This window comes from Achromobacter sp. ACRQX, assembly GCF_022346505.1.
GTDB lineage: Bacteria > Pseudomonadota > Gammaproteobacteria > Burkholderiales > Burkholderiaceae_B > Achromobacter > Achromobacter animicus.
This window is the reverse complement of sequence record NZ_JAKRML010000001.1, coordinates 91,307-114,932: the sequence shown is the minus strand read 5'-3', so window position 1 is coordinate 114,932 and position 23,626 is coordinate 91,307. Positions and strand designations below refer to the sequence as shown.

16 protein-coding genes are annotated in these 23,626 nt (G+C 67.7%); 12 read left to right on the top strand and 4 right to left on the bottom strand.

The window, feature by feature from the left end:
- Nucleotides 1-127: 127 nt before the first annotated feature.
- Nucleotides 128-3,664: an indolepyruvate ferredoxin oxidoreductase family protein gene (locus tag MHZ91_RS00485; RefSeq protein WP_239211323.1), complete on the bottom strand. Its 3,537-nt coding sequence runs from the start codon at nt 3,662-3,664 to the stop codon at nt 128-130.
- A gap of 113 nt (nt 3,665-3,777) precedes the next feature.
- Between MHZ91_RS00485 and MHZ91_RS00480 the strand changes: the two genes are divergently transcribed.
- Entirely contained in the window at nt 3,778-4,683 is a 906-nt protein-coding gene (locus MHZ91_RS00480) for a LysR family transcriptional regulator (protein WP_175122428.1), read from the top strand.
- Nucleotides 4,684-4,716: 33 nt separating this feature from the next.
- Here the strand turns inward: MHZ91_RS00480 and MHZ91_RS00475 are convergent, their stop codons facing one another.
- Nucleotides 4,717-5,625, bottom strand: coding sequence for a LysR family transcriptional regulator (locus MHZ91_RS00475; protein ID WP_239211320.1), 909 nt, complete (start codon nt 5,623-5,625; stop codon nt 4,717-4,719).
- 123 nt (nt 5,626-5,748) lie between these two features.
- On the opposite strand from MHZ91_RS00475, the gene MHZ91_RS00470 reads away from it, so the two are divergent.
- From MHZ91_RS00470 to MHZ91_RS00430, 9 genes are all read left to right on the top strand, one after another.
- Nucleotides 5,749-6,351, top strand: coding sequence for an amino acid synthesis family protein (locus MHZ91_RS00470; protein WP_175122426.1), 603 nt, complete (start codon nt 5,749-5,751; stop codon nt 6,349-6,351).
- Nucleotides 6,348-7,232 (top strand): alpha/beta fold hydrolase, encoded by an 885-nt coding sequence (locus MHZ91_RS00465; protein WP_239211319.1) that lies wholly within the window; start codon nt 6,348-6,350, stop codon nt 7,230-7,232. The genes MHZ91_RS00470 and MHZ91_RS00465 overlap by 4 nt, the downstream gene beginning before the upstream one ends.
- Nucleotides 7,233-7,336: 104 nt before the next feature.
- Nucleotides 7,337-8,308: a tripartite tricarboxylate transporter substrate binding protein gene (locus MHZ91_RS00460; RefSeq protein WP_239211317.1), complete on the top strand. Its 972-nt coding sequence runs from the start codon at nt 7,337-7,339 to the stop codon at nt 8,306-8,308.
- A gap of 243 nt (nt 8,309-8,551) precedes the next feature.
- Nucleotides 8,552-10,450, top strand: a complete 1,899-nt coding sequence (locus MHZ91_RS00455) for a sigma-54-dependent Fis family transcriptional regulator (protein ID WP_239211314.1) — start codon at nt 8,552-8,554, stop codon at nt 10,448-10,450.
- 281 nt (nt 10,451-10,731) lie between these two features.
- On the top strand, nt 10,732-12,537 hold the full coding sequence (locus tag MHZ91_RS00450; protein ID WP_239211311.1) for an NAD(P)/FAD-dependent oxidoreductase: 1,806 nt from the start codon (nt 10,732-10,734) through the stop codon (nt 12,535-12,537).
- Nucleotides 12,538-12,677: 140 nt separating this feature from the next.
- Nucleotides 12,678-13,388 carry a GntR family transcriptional regulator gene (locus MHZ91_RS00445; RefSeq protein WP_175122421.1) on the top strand — a complete coding sequence of 237 codons (711 nt, stop codon included), beginning with the start codon at nt 12,678-12,680 and terminating at the stop codon, nt 13,386-13,388.
- A complete protein-coding gene (gene acnD, locus MHZ91_RS00440) occupies nt 13,388-16,003 on the top strand; it encodes a Fe/S-dependent 2-methylisocitrate dehydratase AcnD (protein WP_239211946.1) in 2,616 nt (871 codons plus the stop codon). Before MHZ91_RS00445 ends, acnD begins: the two co-directional genes overlap by 1 nt.
- Before the next feature lie 84 nt (nt 16,004-16,087).
- A complete protein-coding gene (gene prpF, locus MHZ91_RS00435) occupies nt 16,088-17,272 on the top strand; it encodes a 2-methylaconitate cis-trans isomerase PrpF (RefSeq protein ID WP_175122419.1) in 1,185 nt (394 codons plus the stop codon).
- A gap of 225 nt (nt 17,273-17,497) precedes the next feature.
- Entirely contained in the window at nt 17,498-19,345 is a 1,848-nt protein-coding gene (locus MHZ91_RS00430; RefSeq protein ID WP_239211308.1) for a methyl-accepting chemotaxis protein, read from the top strand.
- 21 nt (nt 19,346-19,366) lie between these two features.
- Here MHZ91_RS00430 and MHZ91_RS00425 read toward each other — a convergent pair whose 3' ends face one another.
- Together MHZ91_RS00425 and MHZ91_RS00420 are read right to left on the bottom strand one after the other, a co-directional pair.
- Nucleotides 19,367-19,864, bottom strand: coding sequence for a PaaI family thioesterase (locus MHZ91_RS00425; protein WP_239211305.1), 498 nt, complete (start codon nt 19,862-19,864; stop codon nt 19,367-19,369).
- A 4-nt stretch (nt 19,865-19,868) separates the two neighbouring features.
- Nucleotides 19,869-20,669: an IclR family transcriptional regulator gene (locus tag MHZ91_RS00420; protein ID WP_175137867.1), complete on the bottom strand. Its 801-nt coding sequence runs from the start codon at nt 20,667-20,669 to the stop codon at nt 19,869-19,871.
- 169 nt (nt 20,670-20,838) lie between these two features.
- On the opposite strand from MHZ91_RS00420, the gene MHZ91_RS00415 reads away from it, so the two are divergent.
- Together MHZ91_RS00415 and MHZ91_RS00410 are read left to right on the top strand one after the other, a co-directional pair.
- Complete coding sequence (locus MHZ91_RS00415; protein WP_239211303.1) at nt 20,839-22,416, top strand: acyl-CoA synthetase; 1,578 nt, start codon at nt 20,839-20,841, stop codon at nt 22,414-22,416.
- A 41-nt stretch (nt 22,417-22,457) separates the two neighbouring features.
- The gene (locus tag MHZ91_RS00410) at nt 22,458-23,603 is read left to right on the top strand and encodes a MaoC family dehydratase N-terminal domain-containing protein (protein ID WP_175122412.1); all 1,146 of its coding nucleotides are present in this window, start codon (nt 22,458-22,460) and stop codon (nt 23,601-23,603) included.
- The last annotated feature ends 23 nt before the right edge of the window (nt 23,604-23,626 follow it).

The following is a 23,626-nucleotide window of genomic DNA, read 5'->3' as shown; positions in this document are numbered from 1 at the left end:
CATTGACGGGGGATCGTACACCACGCTCCCGCAGCGCCAGCATGGCCGGGCGGCTCACGGCGCGGGGCCAGGTCGTCTCGCCAGCGCGGTCAGGCCGCAGCTGCGCGCGGTCGACCCGTCCGCCAGCTCAGGCCGCCAACCGCGCTTTGCCTGCGCGATACCGCTCCCACAGCGCCGCCTGTTTGCTGCGCGCCTGCTCCACGCTCTTTTCCTTCACATGCCCATACCCGCGGATCGCATCCGGCACGTTGGCCAGTTCCAGCGCCGCGTCGCGGTTGCCGTCGTCCAGCGTGCGGGCGAACTCCTCGGCCAGCGCCAGATAATCCGCCGCAAGTTGGCGCTCCATGCGGCGCTCGGCCGTCCTGCCGAATACGTCCAGCCACGTGCCGCGCACGCGCTTCATCGGCGCGAGCAATCGGAACGCCGTTTCCATCCACGCCCCATACGCGCGCTTCTGCGGACGGCCCCGCGCGTCGCGGCGCGCCAACGCCGGCGGCGCCAGGTAGTAGCGCAGCGTGTAGTCGCGGCCCGGCTCGCCTTCGAACTGCGCGCGCAGCCGGTCCTTGAACGCGGGGTCGGCATGCAGGCGCGCCACCTCGTACTCGTCCTTGTAGGTCATGAGCTTGGCCAGATTGCGGGCCACGGCGCGCGTGACCTCGTGACGCTTGTCGCCCAGCGCGGCTTCACGGGTGCGCACCGCCGCCACGGCCGCCAGATAGCGCTGCGCGTACGCGTCGTCCTGGTAATCGCGCACGTGCGCCGCCAGCCGGTTGACCAGCGCATCCAGGGTTTCAGGCAGCGCCACCACCCGCTCGGCCGCCGCCGGGCGCAGCGCGTCGGCGCCGCGATGCGCGGCCTGACGGCCCAGTTCGAAGGCGGCCAGGTTCTTGTCCACCGACACGCCGTTGATCTCGATCGCGCGGCGCAGGCTGTCCAGCGACAGCGGCAGGCCGCCCTTCTGCCACGCATAGCCCAACAGCAGCAGATTGGCGTAGATGCTGTCGCCCAGCAGGGCCTCGGCCAGCGGGCCGGCCTCCAGGAAGTCGACATGTCCGCCGGTGCTCTGCGTCAGCGCGGCCTGCGCCTGCGCCCCCGGAAAGCGCCAGGCCGGCTGCGACAGGAACGCGGCCGTCGGCGCGGCGCTGCTGTTGACCACCGCGCGGCCATGATCCGGCCGCAGGCGCGACAGCACCTCGGGCGACGCCGACACCAGCGCATCGCAGCCGATGACCAGATCCGCCTCGCCCAGCGCGACGCGCGTAGCGTGCAGATCCTCGGGCCGGTTGGCCAGCTGCACGTGGCTGAGCACCGCGCCGCCCTTCTGCGCCAGCCCGGCCATGTCCAGCACGGTCACGCCCTTGCCCTCGATGTGCGCGGCCGCGCCGATCAGCGCGCCAACCGTCACCACACCCGTGCCGCCCACGCCCGCGACCACCACGCGATACGCGGCGCCCGGCGCGATATCGGCGCGCTCGGGCAGCGGGGCCTCGGGCAGCGCGGGCGCGCCGCCCTGCTTGCCGGGCTTGCTCGGCACCGCGCCTTCGGCCGTCACGAAGCTGGGGCAAAAGCCCTCGACACACGAGAAGTCCTTGTTGCACGACGACTGGTTGATGCGCCGCTTCGTGCCCAGCGGCGTATCCAGCGGTTCGACCGACAGGCAGTTTGACTGCACCGAGCAATCGCCGCAGCCTTCGCAGACCGCTTCGTTGATGAAGGCGCGCTTGGCCGGGTCGGGATAATCCCCGCGCTTGCGGCGGCGGCGTTTCTCGGTGGCGCAGGTCTGGTCGTAGATCAGCACGGTGGCGCCGTCGATGTCGCGCAGCGCGCGCTGCACCTCGTCCAGCGCCTTGCGGTGGTGGACCTCGATGCCGGCCGGCAAGGTCAACGCGCCGGTGTATTTATCGGGCTCGTCCGTCACCACCACCGTCTTGACGATGCCTTCGGCCAGCATCTGCGCCGCAATCTGCGGCACGGTCAGCACGCCGTCCACGGGCTGCCCGCCCGTCATGGCGACGGCGTCGTTGTAGAGAATCTTGTAGGTGATGCGCGCACGCGCCGCGATAGCCGCGCGGATGGCGAGCAGGCCCGAATGAAAATACGTGCCGTCGCCCAGGTTGGCGAAGATGTGGCGCTCGGACGTGAAGTCCTTCTGACCCAGCCACGCCACGCCCTCCCCGCCCATCTGGCTGAAGGTGTCGGTATTGCGGTCCATCCACATCGCCATGTAGTGGCAGCCGATGCCGGCGACCGCGCGCGACCCTTCCGGCACGCGGGTCGAGGTGTTGTGCGGACAGCCGGAACAGAACCAGGGCTTGCGCTCTTCGACCAGCGTGGGGCGGCTGGCCTCGCGTTCTTTCGCGTCGATCACGGCCAGGCGCGCCGCGATGCGGGCGCGCAGTGCGTCGGACAGATCGGCTTTTTCGAGGCGCGCGGCGATGGCGCGGGCGATCAGCGCGGGCGACAGCTCGTAGCGCGCCGGCAGCAGCCATCCGCCGCGCGGCGTGGACCATTCGCCGCCGCCGTTCTCGCGTTCGTCGAACTTGCCGAACACGCGCGGGCGCACGTCGTCGCGCCAGTTGTAGAGTTCTTCCTTCAGCGCGTATTCCAGGATCTGGCGCTTTTCCTCGACAACCAGAATTTCCTTCAGCCCGGTGGCGAACTCGCGCGCGTCCTGCGCGTCCAGCGGCCAGATGCAGCCCACCTTCAGCACGCGGATGCCGGCCTGCGCACAGGCCGCCTCGTCCAGCCCCAGGTCGTTCAGCGCCTGCCGCACGTCCAGATACGCCTTGCCGGCCGTCATGATGCCGAAGTGGGCATTGGGCGAATCCAGCACCACGCGGTTCAGCTTGTTGGCGCGCACATAGGCCAGCGCCGCGTACCACTTGTGGTCCAGCAGGCGCGCTTCCTGCGCCAGCGGCGAATCGGGCCAGCGGATGTTCAAACCGCCCGGCGGCATGCCGTCTTCGGGCAGCACGATCTGCACGCGCGACGGGTCCACGTCGACCGAGGCGCTGGATTCCACCACATCCGTCACGCACTTCATTGCCACCCACAGACCGGTGTGCCGGCTCATGGCCCAGCCGTGCAGGCCGTAGTCCAGGTACTCCTGCACGTTGGAGGGGTACAGCACCGGAATGCCGCTGGCGATCAGCACGTGTTCCGACTGGTGTGCCACCGACGACGACTTGGCGGCGTGGTCGTCGCCCGCCAGCATCAGCACCCCGCCGTGCGCGGACGTGCCGGCCGAATTGGCGTGCTTGAGCACGTCCACCGACCTGTCCACACCCGGCCCCTTGCCGTACCACATGCCAAAGACGCCATCGCGCTGCGCGCCGGGAAAAAGATTGAGCTGCTGCGATCCCCAGACTGCAGTTGCCGCCAGGTCTTCGTTCAGGCCGGGCTGAAACACCACGTCGTTCGCCTTCAGATGGCGCTTGGCCTTCCACAGCGCCTGGTCCAGACCGCCCAGCGGCGAGCCCCGGTAACCGGACACATAGCCCGCCGTGTTCAGGCCGGCCTGCTGGTCGCGCTGCTTCTGCATCAGCGGCAGGCGCACCAGCGCCTGCGTGCCGCTCAGGTAGACGCGGCCGGTGGGCTGCGCGTATTTGTCGTCCAGCGACAGGCCATGGGTATCGGCCACGCCAGGGGGTAGAGGGGCGTTCATCGGGGTTGTCTCCTGCAATCTGCGGTGCGGGCATTTACGTGTTTTCCGCAGTGTAGGAAGGCGCGCTGCCATCGTATATTCATATATTCGACTAGCTGGTATGTGAAAAACACATGGCTAATGAAGTCACGCTCCGCCAACTCCGGTACTTCGCCGCCGCCGCCCGCACCGGGCGGTTTTCCATGGCGGCGGCCGACGAACATGTGTCCCAATCGGCGGTGACCAACGCCGTGCTGGCGCTGGAGGCGCAACTGGGCGTGCGCCTGTTCGACCGCCATGCGCACGGGGTGACGCTGACGCCCGAGGGCCACAACTTCCACCAGCGCGCGCGCGACGTGCTCGATTCGCTGGATGACGCACTGCGCGAGCCGGGGTTTCAGCGCTATGCGCTGCGCGGCTCGGTGCGCATCGCGGCCTCATATACGGTGCTGGGGTACTTTCTGCCCGATTTACTGGCGCGCTTTCGGCGGCGCTATCCCGACGTGGTGCTGGACCTGGTCGACCTGGACCGCCCCGAGATCGAACAGGCCGTGGCCAGCGGCGACGTGGAATTGGGCGTGGCGCTGCTGTCCAACGTCGACAAGCGCGAGCGCTTCGGCCATCACGTGCTGGTGCGATCGCGGCGTCAGTTGTGGACGGCGGCGGGCCATCCCCTAACGCAGGCGGCCGCGCCCGCGCTGGCCGACATTGCGCGCTATCCGTACATCCTGCTGGAAATGGACGAAGGCGAACGTTCCACGCTGGGCTATTGGCGCAGCCACGGCCTGCAGCCGGACATTGCCTTCAGGACGCGGTCGATGGAAGCGCTGCGGGGGCTGGTCGCGCATGGCTTTGGCATCACGATGCTGTCGGACATGGTCTACCGCCCCTGGTCGCTTGAAGGCCGCAAGATCGAAGCGGTGCCCATCACCGACGCCGTGCCGCCGATGGAAGCCGGTCTGTTGTGGCATCCGCGCGCGGCCATGGCCAAGCCGGCCGAGGCCTTCCGGCAATTCATGATCTATGCGTGCGGAGGGTGACGCCGGCCCGCAGCCTGGCTGACCGCTTTCCGCCTACACCAGCACCGCGCCCTTGCGGCGCGTGAACTGCGCCAGCGACCGCAGCGCCAGCGCGTGCATCGCAGCCACCGACGGCAGCAGCGTCTCTTCCTTGCGTGTCAGCACGCCGACGATGCGCTCGACCACGGGCTCCACCAGCGGCACGAAAGCCAGCCCGCTGCCCGCCGCGGGCCGCGCCAGCACCGGCAGCACCGTCACGCCCAGGCCGCCTACCACGCTGGCCAACAGCGACGCGCGGTTGGACACCACGATCGCCGGGTCGTCGATGCCGCTGCCGAGTTGACGGTTCTTCAGCGTTTCGAAGGTGGCGTTGCCGATCAGGCGTTCATCCGCCAGCGCCGCCCACGACACGGGTCCCCGCCGCCGCGCGAGCGGGTGGCTCTTCTTGCAGACCAGCCCAAAGGCGTCGCGCGCCACCGGGGTGAAGGCCACCTCGGCCGTGCGAGGGGATTGTCCAGCCACGCCCACCTGCACCTCTCCCGACAGCACCAGCCGGTGCACCTCGGGCGACGTTTCGTCCAGTGCGCGGATGCGGACATCGGGATGGCTGCGCGCATAGCGTTCCAGCAGACGGGGCAGCCATTCGTCGGCCAGCGACGGCATGACGGCCAGCGCCACGGGCCCCTGGCTGCCCATGCCGAACTGCCGCGCCGCATCCAGCACGCGGTCATGTGTGGCCAGCAGCTCGCGGAACAGCGGCGCCACCGCCTGGCCCAGCGCGGTCAGCTCGGCACGCTTGCCGGGTTCGAAGAGCGGCGCGCCCAGCTGTTGCTCCAAGTCCTGCATGGCGGCGGACACGGCCGCCTGCGACCGGAACGTACCCTGCGCGGCGACCCGAAAACTGCCGTGGTCGGCAGCCATCAGGAACTGGCGCAGGTGCTGGATTTTCAGGGGAGTGGGCATGACGGGCGCCGGGCCAAATTCGGATTTTCTGAAGTTAGCTCACGTTAATTTGGATTGTCAAAAACGCGCTTCGAGCCGAACAATGGACTCGTCATTCATCCCCCAGCTTTCGGAGCAGCGCGTATGTCACTGCAAGTGCGCAAGGTAGTCAGTTACGTCGAAAAAACCCTCATCGAAGGCGGCCGCGCAGCCGAACGCCCGCTGGTGATGATCGTGGCCGCCGCCGTGATCCGCAATCCGTGGGCCGGCCTGCCGTTCCAGGAAGACCTGCGGCCCGGCATCCTGGAAGCCGCGCCGCCGCTGGGCGAACTCTTGGTCAGCGAGATCCTGCGCCAGGCCGGATCGGCGGACAACATCGAGGCCTACGGCAAGGCCGCCGTGGTGGGCACTGCCGGCGAGGTCGAACACGCGTCCGCGCTGATTCACACGCTGCGTTTCGGCAACTTCTACCGCAACGCGGTGGGCGGCACCAGCTATCTCAGCTTCACCAACATGCGCGGCGGTCCCGGCTGCGTGATCTCGGTGCCGCTGATGCACAAGCTGGACGAAGGCCTGCGCTCGCACTACCTGACGGTGCAGACCACCATCAACGACGCACCGGCGCCGGACGAGATCGTGATCGCGTTGGGCGCGGCCACCTCGGGCCGTCCGCATCACCGCATCGGCAACCGCTATTCGGACCTGAAGGAACTGGAACAGGAAGCGCAGGAGGCGCGCGCAAAATGAATACCCAACGGCGGCGCGCCGGCCGCGGCGAACCTTTGGTCCTGCTGCACGGCGTCGGCCTGGACCACACGCTGTGGGACGATCTGGCGCCTTTGCTGGAGCCGGATTTCGACGTGCTGCGCTATGACCTGCTGGGCCACGGCGCCGCGCCCGCGTTGCGCGGCCAGGCGGACATTCAGGACTTCATTGCGCAACTGGACGCGGAACTGGACGCCGTGGGCTGGCAACAGGCGACCGTGCTGGGTTATTCCATGGGCGGCCTCATCGCGGGCGCCTATGCGGCGGCCCGCCCCGATCGCGTCAGCCGGCTGGTGCTGCTGAGCACCGTGTTTCGCCGCACGCAAGAAGAAGCCGCAGCGGTGCGCGCCCGGCTGGCGTCTGCCGCCACGCAGGACCCGCAGGAGGCCGCCAAGGTGTCCTTGACGCGCTGGTTCACCCCGGCATTTCAGGCGGCGCGGCCCGCGCGCGTGGCGCAGATCGAACAGCGCCTGCTGGACAACGACCGCGAGAGCTTCCTGTCCGCGTACGCGCTCTTCGCGCTGGGCGATCCGCTGCTGGCGCAGGCCGCGCCGGACATCGAATGTCCTGTGCTGGTCATGACGGGCGAGAACGATGTCGGCTCCAACCCGCGCATGACGCGGGAGCTGGCGCGCGCGCTGCCTCGGGCGTGCGCTCGCGTGGCGCCCGAACAGCGTCATATGCTGCCGGTAGAGGAACCCGGCACGGTGGCGGCCGCGCTGCGCAGCTTTGTGTCGGCGCATCCGGCGCAGACGCAATCCACGCAGACGCAAACCACGCTGACGAATTCAACGCAGGCGGATTCAACGCAGGCGAACTCGGCGCAACCGGGTTCAGCGCCGACGCATTCCGCAAAGGCGTAGCTGACGACACCGCATCAACCGCAATCCCCAGAACCCGAAATCGTCCGCCCTGACAGAGACGATGCGCGACACCTCGCCACGATGCGGGGACGGAGACAAAACACATGGACCGCAGAACCCTCATCAAGACCCTCGCGGCAATGTCGCTGGCCCCGCTGGGCGCCACCGCCACCCGCCTGGCCGTCGCGCGCGAACAGCCCCTGCGCGTGATCGTGCCCTTCCCGCCGGGCGGCGGCACCGACGTGCTGGGCCGCGTCATCGCGGCGTCGCTGGAAGGCGCGCTGGAGCGCTCGGTCATCGTCGAGAACAAACCCGGCGCAAGCGGCATGCTGGGCGCGGACTACACGGCCAATGGCGCCAAGGACGGCAGCATGCTGCTGTTTGCCGGCCTGGTCCCGTCGGTGCGCTACTACGCCCGGCCGCCCGAAGATGTGCTGAAACAGTTGGCCCCCGTCTGCCCCATCGCGCGGTCGCCTTACATGGTGGCGGTCAACAGCGACCTGCCGGCCAGGACGATCGCCGAACTGGTGGCGCAGGCGCGGCGCGAGCCCAAGGGGCTGACCTTCGGCACCCCGGGCAACGCGACGCCTCAGCACCTGGCCACCGAACTGCTGCAGGCCGCGTGCGGCATCGAGATGCTGCACGTGCCGTATCGCGGCACCGGCCCGATGATGACCGACCTGCTGGGCGGCCAGATCCAGGTGGTGGTGGCCACCGTCGCCGCGGTCGAGCCTTACCTGAAGAGCGGCCGCCTGCGCGTGCTGGCCGTGACCAGCCCGCAGCGCCTGCCCAAATACCCGGACATTCCCACTGTTGCCGAAAGCGGCTTTGCGGGATTCTCGGCGCAGATCCAGTTCGGCACTTACTGCGCGGCGGGAACGCCCGAGGCGACGGTTGCGGCCTTGAACCAGGGCATCAACCGCGCCCTGAAGACCGAGTCCGTGCACGCCAAGCTGGCTGAGCAAGGTTTCGAGCCTACCGGTGGCACGCCCGCGCAGTTGCAGGACGCGCTGCTGGCAGAGATCCGGGATGTCGCCGGGCTGGTGCAGTCGGGCAAGGTGCGGGTGGATCTGTAGGCCGTAGCAAGCCGACTTAAGGGGGATTCGGGACCGGAACGCGGGGCCAGATTGCTGGGCCAGATTGCTGGGCCGGATTGCTGGGCCGGATTGCTGGGCCGGATTGCTGGGCCGGATTTGGAACCCCGGGATGCCGGCTGCCAGGGCCGCGCGACTGCTGGATAACCAGCATTTACAGCGGCGTCTCCGCTTGGGCATGCTGACCGTTGATCCGGCGCAGATCGGGCGAACCCTGGAGACGACATGCCCAGTCAGGAATCCCTGCACTCCGCCCATATCCGCGAAATCGAACAGGTCGGCCAGGGCCTGCCCACGCAGCGAGACGCGCATGTCGTGCGCAGCTGGTTGCGCTGCCTGGATCAGTACCGCCTCGACCCGGCCCACGCCTGCGAGGCCTACATCGTCCCGGACGGCCGCCTGCGGGAACACCGCCAGCAATCCGAAGCCCTGATCGCCATCGCCCGCAGCGGGCTGGATCACCTGTTCCGGCAGGTGGCCGGCCAGAACTACGTGCTGCTGCTGGCCGACCGGCAAGGCGTCACCGTGGAATTCCTGGGCGATGCCCAGCAGACCGCCCAACTGCGCAAGGCCGGGCTGTATCTGGGGTCGGAATGGTCCGAGCAGCGCGCCGGCACCTGCGCCGTCGGCGCCTGCCTGGAAACGGGCGAAGCGCTCACCATTCACCAGACCGATCACTTCGACAACACGCACACGCCGCTGTCCTGCACCGCCGCGCCCATTTACAGCGCCGACGGCGAGCTGGCCGCCGTGCTGGACATCTCGCTACTCAGTTCGCCCAGCCTGAAGGCCAGCCAGAATCTGGCGCTGCATCTGGTCAACAGCACCACGCGGCGCATCGAGCTGGCCAACCTGATGGCGCGCACGCGCAACGAATGGGTGCTGCGCTTTGCCCGCTCGCCAGAATTCCTGGATGTGGATCCGGAAGCCGCGATTTCGCTGGACGGGGCCGGCCGCGTGCTCGGCATGACGCATAGCGGCGCCAAGCTGCTGGCGCGCGCCGCGGGGCTGGACTGGCGCAATCCGCATGACCTGATCGGCCTGCCGGTGACGCGCTTTTTCGACGTGCAGCTGGACGATCTGCCGCAGTACACGCGCGGCCGCGCGCCGCAGGACCGGCTGATCGTCGCGCGTGACGGCGACGCCCTCTTTGCCCACGCCATCGAACCCAACCGCCGCCCGCGCGGCGCCACCGTGGCGGTGCGCGAGGCGCCCTCGGCGCTGCGCGGCCTGGACGGCGGCGACGAGCGCATGGCCGCGCTGCTGGTGCGCGCCGCCAAGCTGGCGCGGCAGGGCCTGCCCATGCTGCTGCAGGGCGAAACCGGCGTCGGCAAGGAGTACCTTGCGCGCGCCATCCACGATGAAAGCCGCCGCGCTGGCCGCTTCGTCGCCGTCAATTGCGCCGCCATCCCCGAATCGCTGATCGAAAGCGAGTTGTTCGGTTACCTGCCGGGCGCCTACACCGGCGCCGCCCCCAAGGGCCGCAAGGGTCTCATCGAGGAGGCCGACGGCGGCACCCTCTTTCTGGACGAGATCGGCGACATGCCGCTGGCGCTGCAAAGCCGCCTGCTGCGCGTGCTGGCGGAATCCGAGGTCACGCCGATCGGCGCCAATGCGCCGCGCGCGCTGCGCCTGTCGCTGGTGTCGGCGTCGCACCGCGACCTGGGCGCGCTGGTGCGCGAGGGGCGCTTTCGCGAAGACCTGTACTACCGCATCAACGCCGCCGCGCTCACCGTGCCGCCGCTGCGCGAACGCCAGGACCTGGACTGGCTGATCGCGCGCATGCTGGCGCGGCACCAGGACGAATCCGGCGCGCCCGCGCTGTCGCCTGCCGCGTTGATTGCGCTGAAAGCCCACGCGTGGCCAGGCAACATCCGTGAACTGGCCAACGTCATTGCGGTGGCTGCCGCGCTATGCGAACACGGCGTCATCCAGCCGCACGACCTGCCCGACACACTGGCGGTGGCGGCAGCGCCAGCGGCTGGCAGCCCCGAGGAAGCCGCGCTGCGCGCCACGCTGGCCAGCTGCGCGGGCAACGTATCGGAAGCGGCGCGTCGCATGGGCGTGGACCGTTCCACCGTGCATCGCCAGATGCGGCGCTACGGATTGGCCTCGCGCCGCTGACGCCGCAGCGTTGCAAGGTTCGCGAGGGGTTGCGCCACGGGGTTGCTCCATGGGATTGCGCGACAGCGTTGCGCCACAGCGTCGCGCCACAGGTGTGGCATCGCGCCACACCCCCACTCCCGCCTCGACCCGCGCGCGCCGGGGCTTCCCCCGTCCGACTCACCTGGCATGGCATTTGCATGTTCCTGATCGGCGACCACCTTCCGACACAGGACGGGGCCGCCGCCGGACCGTGCGTCCGCCACGACAACGACCGCCCGCCCCGGGCAAGGAGACATGACATGCCGATCGACCACGCCGCCGACGCCGCCTTGGACGCGTTGCTCACGCAGCTGAACACTGCGCTGGGCAACAAGGACATCGACGCCGTTGCCCGGATGTTCCAGGACGAATGCTATTGGCGCGACCTGGTGCTGTTTTCCTGGAACCTGCGCACGCTCGAAGGCCAGGACCAGATCCGCGACATGCTGGAACACCAGTTGCAACACGTCGAGCCGGTGCGCTTCACCCGCGACGAGGCCGAGGCGACCACCGAAGAAGGCGGCCTGCTGCAGGGCTGGTTCCGGGTCGATACGAATCTCGCGCGCGGCTACGGCCACATCCGGGTCAAGGACGGCAAGATCTGGACGCTGCTCACCACCATGTCGGAACTGAAGGGCCACGAAGAACCGAGCGGCGTGCGCCGGCCCATGGGCGCCCAGCACGGCCACAGCCGCGAACGCCAGACCTGGCTGGAAAAACGCGAGCGCGAAGCCGCCGAGCTGGGCTACGAGACGCAGCCCTACGTGCTGATCATCGGCGGCGGCCAGGGCGGCATCGCGCTGGGCGCGCGTCTGCGCCAACTCGACGTGCCCACGCTCATCCTCGAAAAGAACGAGCGCGCCGGCGACAGCTGGAGGAAGCGCTACAAGTCGCTGTGCCTGCACGACCCGGTCTGGTACGACCACCTGCCCTACATCCCCTTCCCCGAAAACTGGCCCGTCTTCGCGCCCAAGGACAAGATCGGCGACTGGCTGGAGATGTACACGAAGGTGATGGAGCTGAACTACTGGACCTCCACCGTCTGCGAGTCGGCACGCTACGACGAGGACAAAGAGGAATGGGAGGTCCACGTCGTGCGCGAGGGCAAGCCCGTGGTGCTGCGGCCCAAGCAGCTCGTGCTGGCCACCGGCATGTCGGGCAAGCCCAACGTGCCCAGCTTTCCGGGGCAGGATGAATTCCAGGGCGAGCAGCAGCATTCCTCGCGCCACCCCGGCCCGGACGCCTACCGCGGCAAGAACGTCGTCGTCATCGGCGCCAACAATTCGGCCCACGACATCTGCGCGGCGTTGTGGGAAGGCGGCGCCAACGTCACGATGGTGCAGCGATCGTCCACACACATCGTGCGCTCCGAGACGCTGATGGACATCGGGCTGGGCGGGCTGTATTCCGAGCAGGCGCTGGCCAATGGCATGACCACGCGCAAGGCCGACCTGACCTTCGCGTCGGTGCCGTACAAGATCCTGGCGCAATTCCAGATCCCGCTCTACGAGCAGATGCGCGAGCGCGACGCCGAGTTCTACCAGAAGCTGGAAGCCGCGGGCTTCATGCTCGATTGGGGCGACGACGGCTCGGGCCTCTTCATGAAATACCTGCGGCGCGGCTCGGGCTATTACATCGACGTGGGCGCATGCGATCTCATCATCGACGGCAGCATCAAGCTGCAATCGCGCACCGACGTCAGCCGCCTCACGCGCGACGCCGTCGTGCTGACCAACGGCGTCACCCTGCCCGCCGACCTGGTGGTCTACGCCACCGGGTACGGCTCGATGAACGGCTGGGCGGCGGACCTGATCAGTCCCGAGGTCGCGGACAAAGTTGGCAAGTGCTGGGGATTGGGGTCGGCCACCACCAAGGACCCGGGACCGTGGGAAGGCGAACAGCGCAACATGTGGAAGCCCACGCAGCAGGAGGCGCTGTGGTTTCACGGCGGCAACCTGCACCAGTCGCGCCATTACTCGCAGTATCTGTCCCTGCAATTGAAGGCCCGCCACGCCGGCCTCCCCGTGCAGGTATACGGAATGCAGGAGGTGCACCACAAGCGGTAGGCGCAGGGGCAACGGAGCGCGCAGGGGGCCGACGGCCCTTGCGCCCGCCCCCGCCCGGGGAGTAAATTGTTGACACTTTGACGCGTTACCCACGCGTTTTTCCACGTATCACCCCAAAAACGCAACGAATTGTCGACACCATGAGCAAAGTGCTCACCCTGCCGGGCACGCCGCCCCCCGATGGCGAAACCCTGTCGGACCACATCTTCCGCAAGATCCAGTCCGCCATTGTCAAGGGCGAGATCGCCCCGGGCAGCAAGATCTCCGAACCCGAACTGGCGCGCATACACGGGGTCAGCCGCGGTCCGCTGCGCGAGGCCCTGCACCGGCTGGAAGGCCAGAAGCTGCTGGTGCGCGTGCCGCACGCCGGCGCGCGCGTCGTGTCCCTGTCGATCCAGGAACTGGTCGAACTCTACGAAATCCGCGAATCGCTGGAAGGCACCGCCTGCCGCCTGGCCGCCGACCGCATGCCGCCGTCGGAAATCGACGAGCTGCGCGGCGTGCTGGAAGCGCACGAACGCGACGAAGCCTTCCAGGCCGGGCTGGGCTATTACCAGCAGGAAGGGGATTACGATTTCCACTACCGCATCGTCAAAGGCAGCGGCAATCAGATGCTGTTCCGCATGCTGTGCGACGAGCTCTATCAATTGGCGCGCATGTACCGCATCCAGTACTCGACGACGCCCAACCGCCCGAGGCAGGCCTATGCCGAGCACCACCGCATTCTGGACGCCATCGCCGACGGCGACGGCGAATTGGCTGAACTTCTGATGCGCCGGCACATCCGCGCATCCCGCATCAACATCGAACAACAGATCGCGCAAAGCACCCAACAGCGCACGGAGGCATGATGAACAAGTCGTACCGCAAGAACCTGCCCGGCACCCGCCTGGACTACTTCGACGCCCGCGCGGCCGTCGAGGCCATCGCGCCCGGCGCGTATGACGGCCTGCCCTACACGTCCCGCGTCCTGGCCGAAAACCTGGTGCGCCGGTGCGACCCCGCGCTGCTGACCGACGCGCTCAAGCAGTTGATCGAACGCCGCCGCGACCTGGACTTTCCGTGGTTTCCCGCGCGCGTGGTCTGTCATGACATCCTGGGTCAGACCGCGCTGGTCGACCTGGCGGGCCTGCGCGACGCCATCGCCGACAAGGGCGGCGACCCAGCCAAGGTCAACCCCGTGGTGCCGGTGCAGTTGATCGTGGACCACTCGCTGGCGGTGGAATACGACGGCAACGACCCGGACGCCTTCGCCAAGAACCGCGCGGTGGAAGACCGCCGCAACGAAGACCGCTTCCATTTCATCGACTGGACCAAGCAGGCCTTCGAGAACATCGAGGTCGTGCCGCCGGGCAACGGCATCATGCACCAGATCAACCTGGAGCGGATGTCGCCGGTGATCTACACGCAGGACGGCGTGGCCTTCCCCGACACGCTGGTCGGCACCGACAGCCACACGCCGCACGTGGACGCGCTGGGCGTCATCGCCATCGGCGTGGGCGGCCTGGAAGCCGAGAACGTCATGCTGGGCCGCGCATCCTGGATGCGCCTGCCCGACATCGTCGGCGTCGAACTGTCCGGCCGCGCGCAACCCGGCATCACCGCCACCGACATCGTGCTGACCCTGACCGAATTCCTGCGCAAGGAAAAGGTGGTGGGCGCGTACCTGGAGTTCTACGGCGAAGGCGCGTCCAGCCTGACGCTGGGCGATCGCGCCACCATCTCGAACATGGCGCCGGAATATGGCGCCACCGCGGCGATGTTCTCCATCGACCAGCAGACCATCGACTACCTGCGCCTGACCGGCCGCGAGGATGACCAGATCGCGCTGGTGGAAAACTACGCCAAGACCGCGGGCCTGTGGTCCGACAGCCTGAAGACGGCGCAGTACGAGCGCGTGCTGCGCTTTGACCTGTCCACCGTCGTGCGCACGCTGGCCGGCCCGTCCAACCCGCATCGCCGCCTGCCGGTGTCCGACCTGGCCGAACGCGGCATCGCTGGCGTGGTCGAGAACCAGCCGGGTCTGATGCCCGACGGCGCCGTCATCATTGCCGCCATCACCAGCTGCACCAACACCAGCAACCCGCGCAACGTGATCGCCGCGGGCCTGTTGGCGCGCAACGCCAACCGCGCGGGCCTCGTGCGCAAGCCGTGGGTCAAGAGCTCGCTGGCGCCCGGCTCCAAGGCCGTGCAGCTCTATCTGGAAGAAGCCGGCCTCACGCACGAACTGGAACAACTGGGCTTTGGCGTCGTGGCGTTTGCCTGTACCACGTGCAACGGCATGTCCGGCGCGCTGGACCCGAAGATCCAGCAGGAAATCATCGACCGCGATCTGTACGCGACCGCCGTGCTGTCCGGCAACCGCAACTTCGACGGCCGCATCCACCCGTACGCGAAGCAGGCCTTCCTGGCCTCGCCGCCGCTGGTCGTGGCCTACGCCATTGCCGGCACCATCCGCTTCGACATCGAGCGCGACGTCCTGGGCATGGCCGCCGATGGCCGCGAGATCCGCCTGAAGGACATCTGGCCCAGCGACGAAGAGATCGACGCCATGGTCAAGTCGGCGGTCAAGCCCGAGCAGTTCCGCAAGGTCTACGCCCCCATGTTCGGCATCAAGGACGACCGCCAAACGGCCGTCAGCCCGCTGTACGACTGGCGCCCGCAAAGCACGTACATCCGCCGTCCGCCGTACTGGGAAGGCGCGCTGGCCGGCGAGCGCACGCTGCGCGGCATGCTGCCGCTGGCCGTGCTGGGCGACAACATCACCACCGACCACCTGTCGCCGTCCAACGCCATTTTGATGGACAGCGCCGCGGGCGAATACCTGCACAAGATGGGCCTGCCCGAAGAAGACTTCAACTCGTACGCCACGCACCGCGGCGACCACCTGACCGCGCAGCGCGCCACGTTCGCCAACCCCAAGCTCTTCAACGAGATGGTCAAGAACGCCGACGGCTCGGTGCAGCAAGGTTCGCTGGCGCGCGTGGAACCGGAAGGCCAGGTCATGCGCATGTGGGAGGCCATCGAGACCTACATGGACCGCAAGCAGCCGCTTATCATCGTGGCCGGCGCCGATTACGGCCAGGGTTCGTCGCGCGACTGGGCCGCCAAGGGCGTGCGCCTGGCCGGCGTGGAAGCCATCGTGGCCGAAGGCTTCGAGCGCATCCACCGCACCAACCTGATCGGCATGGGCGTGCTGCCGCTGGAATTCAAGCCGGGCGTCGACCGCAAGACGCTGGCTCTTGACGGCACCGAAAGCTACGACGTCATCGGCGAACGCAAGCCGCGCGCGGACCTGACGCTGGTCATCCACCGCCGCAACGGCAGCACCGAACAGGTGCCGGTGACCTGCCGCCTGGACACCGCCGAAGAAGTGTCGATCTACGAAGCCGGCGGCGTGCTGCAGCGCTTTGCCCAGGATTTCCTGGAAGCCGCCTCGGCGACGGACGCCGGCAAGCTGGCCTGACCGGCCGTTGTACCGAACGGCGGGCGTTTGCAGCGCCCGCCGCCCTACTCCGATATCTCAGGACCGATATTTCAGGATCGACACATGGCACATGCTCCCCAAACCAAGATCGCCGCCACCTACATGCGCGGCGGCACCAGCAAAGGCGTGTTCTTCAAGTTGGACGACCTGCCGGAATCCGCCCGCGTGCCGGGCGCCGCACGCGACGCGCTGCTCCTGCGCGTGATCGGCAGCCCCGATCCCTACGGCAAGCAGATCGACGGCATGGGCGCCGCCACGTCCAGCACCAGCAAGACCGTCATCGTCGCCAAAAGCACGCGACCCGACCATGACGTGGACTACCTCTTCGGCCAGGTCTCCATCGACCAGCCTTTCGTGGACTGGAGCGGCAACTGCGGCAACCTGTCCGCCGCGGTCGGCCCCTTTGCCATCACCAACGGCCTGGTCGACCCCGCCCGCGTTCCGCAGGACGGCGTTGCGGTCGTGCGCATCTGGCAGGCCAACATCCAGAAGACCATCGTGGCTCACGTGCCCATCACCGGCGGCGCGGTGCAGGAAACCGGCGATTTTGAACTGGACGGCGTGACCTTCCCCGCCGCCGAACTGCGTTTGGAATTCATGGACCCCGCCGAGGAAGGCGACGGCGGCTCCATGTTCCCCACCGGCAACCTGGTCGACAACCTGGAAGTGCCCGGCGTGGGCACGTTCAAGGCCACGATGATCAATTCCGGCATCCCGACGATCTTCCTGGAAGCGGACGCCCTGGGCTACAGCGGCACGGAACTGCAGGATGCTATCAACGGCGACACCGCCGCGCTGTCGCGCTTTGAGACCATCCGCGCCCACGGCGCGCTGCGCATGGGCCTCATCAAGGACCTCGCCGAGGCCGCCAGCCGCCAGCACACCCCCAAGATCGCCTTCGTCGCCCCGCCCAAGGAATACATTTCCTCCAGCGGCAAGAAGATCGGCACGAGCGACATTGATGTGCTGGTGCGCGCGTTGTCCATGGGCAAGCTGCATCACGCCATGATGGGCACGGCGTCGGTCGCCATCGCCACCGCGGCTGCGGTGCCGGGCACGCTGGTGAACCTGGCGGCCGGCGGCGGCGAACGCGACAACGTGTGCTTTGGTCACCCGTCGGGCACCCTGCGTGTCGGCGCGCAGGCGCAGCTGGTGGATGGCGACTGGAAAGTGACCAAAGCCATCATGAGCCGCAGCGCGCGCGTGCTGATGGAAGGCCGCGTGCACGTGCCGCGTGAGGGGTTCTGACCCCGCTATTCGCACATTCCAGAACCGCAAACGGGGCAGATTCTGCCCCGTTCACATTTCTGCAATGAAAGCGGTCCGACAGCGCCGCGTTTGATCTTGCTCGATGTTCTGATTCGGCCCCCTAAAGTCGCCGCATCCGCCTGCCGTTAGCGGATTGCGGCCGGGGATTTCCCGGCCGACTAGCAACCCGCCGACTTTCCACGTCGGCGTATCCAGTACACGAGCATGAAGATAACGTCGCTGCGCAACCGCATTTTGCTTATTACCTGCTTTACGGTGGTGGGAGCGCTCACGCTCTCGGGCCTCATCACCTACCAGATCGTGCGCGACAACATGATGTCCACCATCGCCGCGACCCTGAACGCCGTGGCCTCCGGCAACGCCAGCGCCATCGAGCGCTGGTCGGCCGACAAGGCGCAGGCTGTCGACGCCACGGCGAAGGTGGTCGAGAAAGGCGATCCCCGGGGCCTGACCAAGCTCATGGGCGAGACCAACGGCTTTCCCATCACCACCATCGGCTGGTCCGACAAGACCTTCTTTTCCACCACCAAGACCGCGGCGGATTACGATCCGACCGCCCGGCCCTGGTACAAGAGCGCCGTGGCCGCCGGCAAGCTGACGATCACCAAGCCCTACGGTGATTCCAGCAGCGGCGTGCTGTACGTGGCGTTCACCGCGCCGATGATCCGCAACGGCCAGACGACCGGCGTGCTGAGCGGCGCCGTGCCGCTCGATGGCGTGAAGGACATCATCAAGGCCATCCACCCCACCCCGTCGAGCAGCGCATTTGTGCTGGGCACGGACGGCCAGGTGATCTCGCACTTGAACGACAAGCTGGCGCTCAAGCCGTCGACCGACATCTCGCCGGCCCTGACCGCCGAGGCGATTGCCGCCATGGCCCGCGACGGCGCAGCGCCCGTCGAGATTGCGCTGGACGGCGCGCAGAAGCTGCTGAAGGCGCGCCGCATTCCCGGCACCGACTGGTATCTGGTCGTGGCGCTGGACAAGACCGAGGCCACCGTCGGCCTGACGCAGGTGTTGAATGCCACCCTGATCTCGCTGGTGGTCCTGACGCTGGTGGCCGTGGGCATCGCCAGCGTGATCACGTCGCGCGCCTTCAAGCGTCTGTCCGCCGTGCGCGACGCCATGGACACCATCGGTTCCGGCGACGGCGACATGACGCACCGTCTGGCCGTGGTCGGTCATGACGAGGTCGCGCAGATTTCGGCCTCGTTCAACGCGTTCGTGGAGAAGATCACCCACGTCATGCGCGAAGTGCGCAGCGGCGTGCATTCGATGAGCGCCGCCACGCGCGAGATCGACATGGGCAACCGCGATCTGTCGCAGCGCACGGAAACGTCGGCCGCCTCGCTTGAGGAAACGTCGTCGGCGCTGACCGAGCTTGCGTCCAGCGTGCGTCAGACCGAGGAAACCGCCGAGCACGCGACGCGCCTGGCCGACGAAGCCAGCGCGGTCGCCGCACGCGGCGGGCAGGTGGTCAAGGACGCTGTCACCACCATGGACGAGATTTCGCAATCGTCGCGGCGCATCACCGAGATCATCCGCGTGATCGACGGCATCGCTTTCCAGACAAACATACTGGCGCTGAACGCGGCGGTCGAGGCTGCGCGTGCCGGCGAACAGGGCCGCGGTTTCGCGGTGGTGGCGGGTGAAGTGCGCACGCTCGCGCAACGCAGCGCGGCTTCCGCGCAGGAGATTAAGACGCTGATCGAGGCGTCGGTGCAGAACGTGAAGAGCGGCACGGAACGCGTGCAGGCCGCCGGTTCGACCATGACCGAGATCGTCGACGGCATCAACCGCGTGCAGCGGATGGTGAGCGAGATCCACGGCGCCATGGCCGAGCAGAGCACAGGGTTGGGGCAGATCGATCGCTCGGTCGCCGACATGGACCAGGCCACGCAGCAGAACGCGGCGCTCGTCGAGCAATCGACGGCGGCGTCGGGGATGTTGAGCGATCAGGCGCGCGTGTTGGCAGATGCCGTCGCGCGGTTCAAGCTGCGCGAGGAAGAAGCGGCCGGCACGGGCCGGTTGATCGCGCTGCCGCAGGGCTGATACGGAACCGCCGGCGGGGAGTTACTCCGCCGGCGTGCCTGCGGCTGGTTCGCCTGCCGCAGGCGAACCAGCCGCAGATTCTCCCCCCGTTTTCCGGGGCGGGCCGACCTGCTTGAGCACGGCAACTGCCGTCGCGACGACCTCCCCGTCCGCGCTCACTTCCCCCTGCATGAACACCAGCGACGACGTGGCCCGCGCCACGCGGCCGCGCACTTGCAGAAACTGTCCTTCGCGCGCCGCCGCCAGAAAATGCGTGTCCAGTTGCACGGTCACGCAGGCGCGCCGGCCCAGCGCTTCCCACGCAATCGCGCTGATGCCGTGGTCCAGCAGCGCGGTCAGCAATCCGCCGTGCACCACGCCTGCGGGATTCAGATGGTCGGCGGTGGTCAACAGGCCATAAGCCCAACCATCGTCCTCCTTGCGCACCCACAACGGACCGATCAGGCCCGCAAACCCGGGCAGCGCGCGTTTGCGCCAACCGGGCGGAACGGCGGGATCGTCGGCGGAATGCGTGTCCATAGGTCTAGCTCCTGGCCGCCATCAGTTGCGACAACGCGCGCGCCTCGCCCTGCAGTTCCGCCGCCAGCGATTCCACGCGCGCCGCATCGAGTTGTTCGGCCAACCCCGCAGCCACCAATGCATGCGTCAGCCGCTGATGACTGTCGAACACCGGCACCGCGATCACGACGACGCCGTTGATGTAGTTGTTGCGGTCCACGCTGTAGCCCTGCCGCCGCACGGCGTCCACGTCGGCCTTCCACGCCGCGAACTCGGGCGCCTGATCCCAGCGCAGGGCCTTGAAGCGCCGCTCCAGTTCCTTCTCGGACAGATCCGCAAACGCGGCGACCAACCGGCCCGTTGCGCTGATCAGCGCCGGAAAGCGGCTTCCCACGTCCACATGCAGGCGGAACGGCGCGTTGGACCGTGACAGCGCCAGCACCACCATGTGATCGCTGCCGGACACCTCGACGCCGATCGCGGTGACGCTGGCCGCGTTGGCGATGCGATCCAGCACGGGCTGCGCCAGCGCGGGGAACGGGTTGCTTTCGATCACGCTGCGCGCCAGCGTCAGCATGCCCACGCCCAGGCTGTAACGCTTGGCGCCGGGGTCGACCTTCACCAGGCCTTCCTCCACCAGGACGCGAAGAATGTGCAGGCACGTGCTGGTCACCATGCCCAATTCCTGCGAGATGGCCTTCAGCGTCATGGGCTCGCCGCCCCGGCCCAGAAGGCGCAGGATCGCGATCGATCGCGTCACGGCCGGCACAGGCCGCACGCGCGGGCCGCCGGCGCTGGCAATTTCCGGGGTACCGGTTTCACTCATCGGGTTCTCCATTTTTATTGCGGCAAGCATACCGTGCGGCGCCCCCCTCGCGGGGCCGCCTCCATGCTGCTCTAATTGTCTATATACAATCAATAAACGTCATTGACAATTTATTTGCCGGCGCGCATAGTGGGTTCCACAGGTTGCCGACCCACACAGGTACGACGAAATGACGAAGCTGACCGATACCCTTTCCTACGCGGACGCCCAGGCGCTCTGCTCCTCGGACAAGCTCTGGGAGCTGTTCGATGGCAACCGCGAACACATGAACATCGCGCACGAATGCATCGACCGGCATGCGGACAAGGCCGAGCCGGCGATCATCCTGGTGCGCGCCGCCGGCGGGGACGAGACCTACTCGTTCCGCCAGATCGCCGAGGAATCCTCGCGTTTCGCGCACTACCTGGTTGAGCAGGGCATCCGCGCCGGCGACCGCGTCGCCGTCATGCTGGAACCGTCGCTGCCGTTCTACGTGGCCATGTTCGGCGCAATGAAAATGGGCGCCATCGCCGTGCCGCTCTTCACGCTGTTCGGCCCCGACGGCATCCGGTTGCGTGTTCAGGACTGCCAGCCGCGCATGCTGGTGACCAACGCCGAAAAGGCCCCGCTTGCTGCCGGCGGCGAGGACATGCGCGTGGTCATCGCCGACGACGCCTTTCTCGGCACACTGGCCGCCTACCCGCCCCATTACGAATGCCGCACGCGCGCCGACGATCTGGCCATCTTCCAGTACACGTCGGGCACGACGCGCGAGCTGCCCGACGCCGTCAAGCACACGCACCGCGCCCTGGTCACGCTGATGCTGGCCGCGCTGTACGGCACCGGCATCCGGCCCGGCGACCGCTACATGTGCCCGTCGTCGCCCGCCTGGGGACACGGCCTGTGGCACGGCACGCTGGCGCCGCTGGCGCTGGGCGTCACCATCGGCGCGTATGCCGGCAAGTTCAACGCCGAACGCCTGCTGCAGGCCTTGCAGGACCACCGTTTCACCAACATCTCCGCCGCCGCCACCCACTACCGGATGATGCGCAACAGCGGCGCGGCGGCACGCTACCGCTATCACCTGGACAAGGTGTCCTTTACCGGCGAACCCATCGACAGCGAAACCGCCGCCTTCGTCGAAGCCACCTTCGGCCGGCCCGTCTGCAGCATGTACGGCACGACGGAAATCGGCGTCTGCCTGGTCAACTATCCCGGCGCGCCGGACTTCACGGTCAAGGCCGGCTCGCTGGGCAAACCCGTACCGGGCTTGCGCGTCGAAGTGCAGGACGCCAACGGCCAGCCCTGCGCGCCCGGCGAAACCGGCGAGCTCAAGCTGTGGCGCCGCGACGCGTGGGTCGCCACCAAGGATCTCGGGCGCGTGGACGAAGACGGCTACTTCTGGCATGGGGGCCGCGCCGACGACGTCATCATCTCGGCCGGCTGGACCATGAGCGCCGTCGAGATCGAAGACGCCATCCTCAAGCACCGCGACGTAGCGGAGGCCGCCGCCATCGGCGTGCCCGACCCGCTGCGCGGCCAGGTCGTCAAGGCCTTCGTGGTGTCGGCGCGCCCCGGCGACGACGCCTTCGTGCAGGAAATCCAGGACGCGGTGCGCAGCCGCCTGGCGCAGCACGAGTATCCGCGGCAGGTCGTGTTTGTGGCTGAATTGCCCAAGACGCCCGCCGGAAAGATCCATCGCAGGAAATTGCGGGAGCAAGAGCTTGCGACCGCCGACACCACGCCCGCCGGCGCCGCCCACGCCTAGGGCTACCCAGCACAGGCCACCTCTCAAACCCAGGAGACATCATGCTGACCCAGACCAAGACCGAACGCAGCTTTCCCAAGATCACCGAACGCGGGCTGGACGAGCTGCGCGAACGCATCGGCGTGAAGATCGGCGCGACCGCCGAGCCGTGGTGCTACGAAGCAACGCGCGACAACATCCGCCATTACGCCCACGGCATCGGCGACGACAACCCGCTGTGGTCGGACCCGGAGTACGCAGCCAAGACCCAGCACGGCGGCATCATCGCGCTGCCCAGCTTCCTGTTTGCCACCAGCCGCATCGTGTCCGGCTACGTGGGCGGGCTGCCCGGCGTACACGCCATGTGGTCGGGCGCGGACTGGACCTGGCACAAGACGGTCAAGCGCAACGACATCATTTCCACCGAAGCGCACCTGAAGAACCTGATCGAACACCAGACCCGCTTTGCGGGCCGCGCCGTGCAGCAGATCTATCACGTGGACTTCTTCAACCAGGACGGCGACAAGGTCGCCGAGGCCGACAGCTGGTGCTTCCGCACCGAACGCGACCATGCGCGCGAACAGGGCAGCAAATACGCGGAAGTCCGCGCCCGCGAACCGCGCCGCTACAGCCCCGAGGAAATCAAGGAAGCCTACAAGCTCTACGCACAAGAAGAAGTGCGCGGCGCCACGCCCCGCTACTGGGAAGACGTGAAGGAAGGCGAAGAACTGCCCGTGATGTTCAAGGGGCCGATGACGGTCACCGGCTTCATTGCCTTCGCGCAGGGCTGGGGCGGCCTGTACATCCGGGCCAACAAGCTGGCGTGGCAGCTCATCGACGCGCATCCGGGCGTGGGCATCACCAACCGCTTCGGCATTCCCGATGTGCCCGAGCGCGTCCACTGGGAAGAAGACTTCGCGCTGGAAGTCGGCGCGCCCGGCGCCTACGACTACGGTCCCGAGCGCAACTCGTGGCTGACCCATCACCTTACCAACTGGATGGGCGACGCCGGGTTCCTGCGCAAGTCCACGTGCAAGATCCGCCGCCACAACCCCGAGGGCGACATGCTGTTCTTCAAGGGCAAGGTGGTGCGCAAGTACGTGGAAGACGGCCGTCACCTGGTCGAGATCGAACAGGAAGCGCGCAACCAGGACGACGAGCTTTCCGTCCTGGGCACCGGTGTGGTCGAATTGCCTACCCGCGCCTGACCGGCGGCAACCCCCAAGACGAG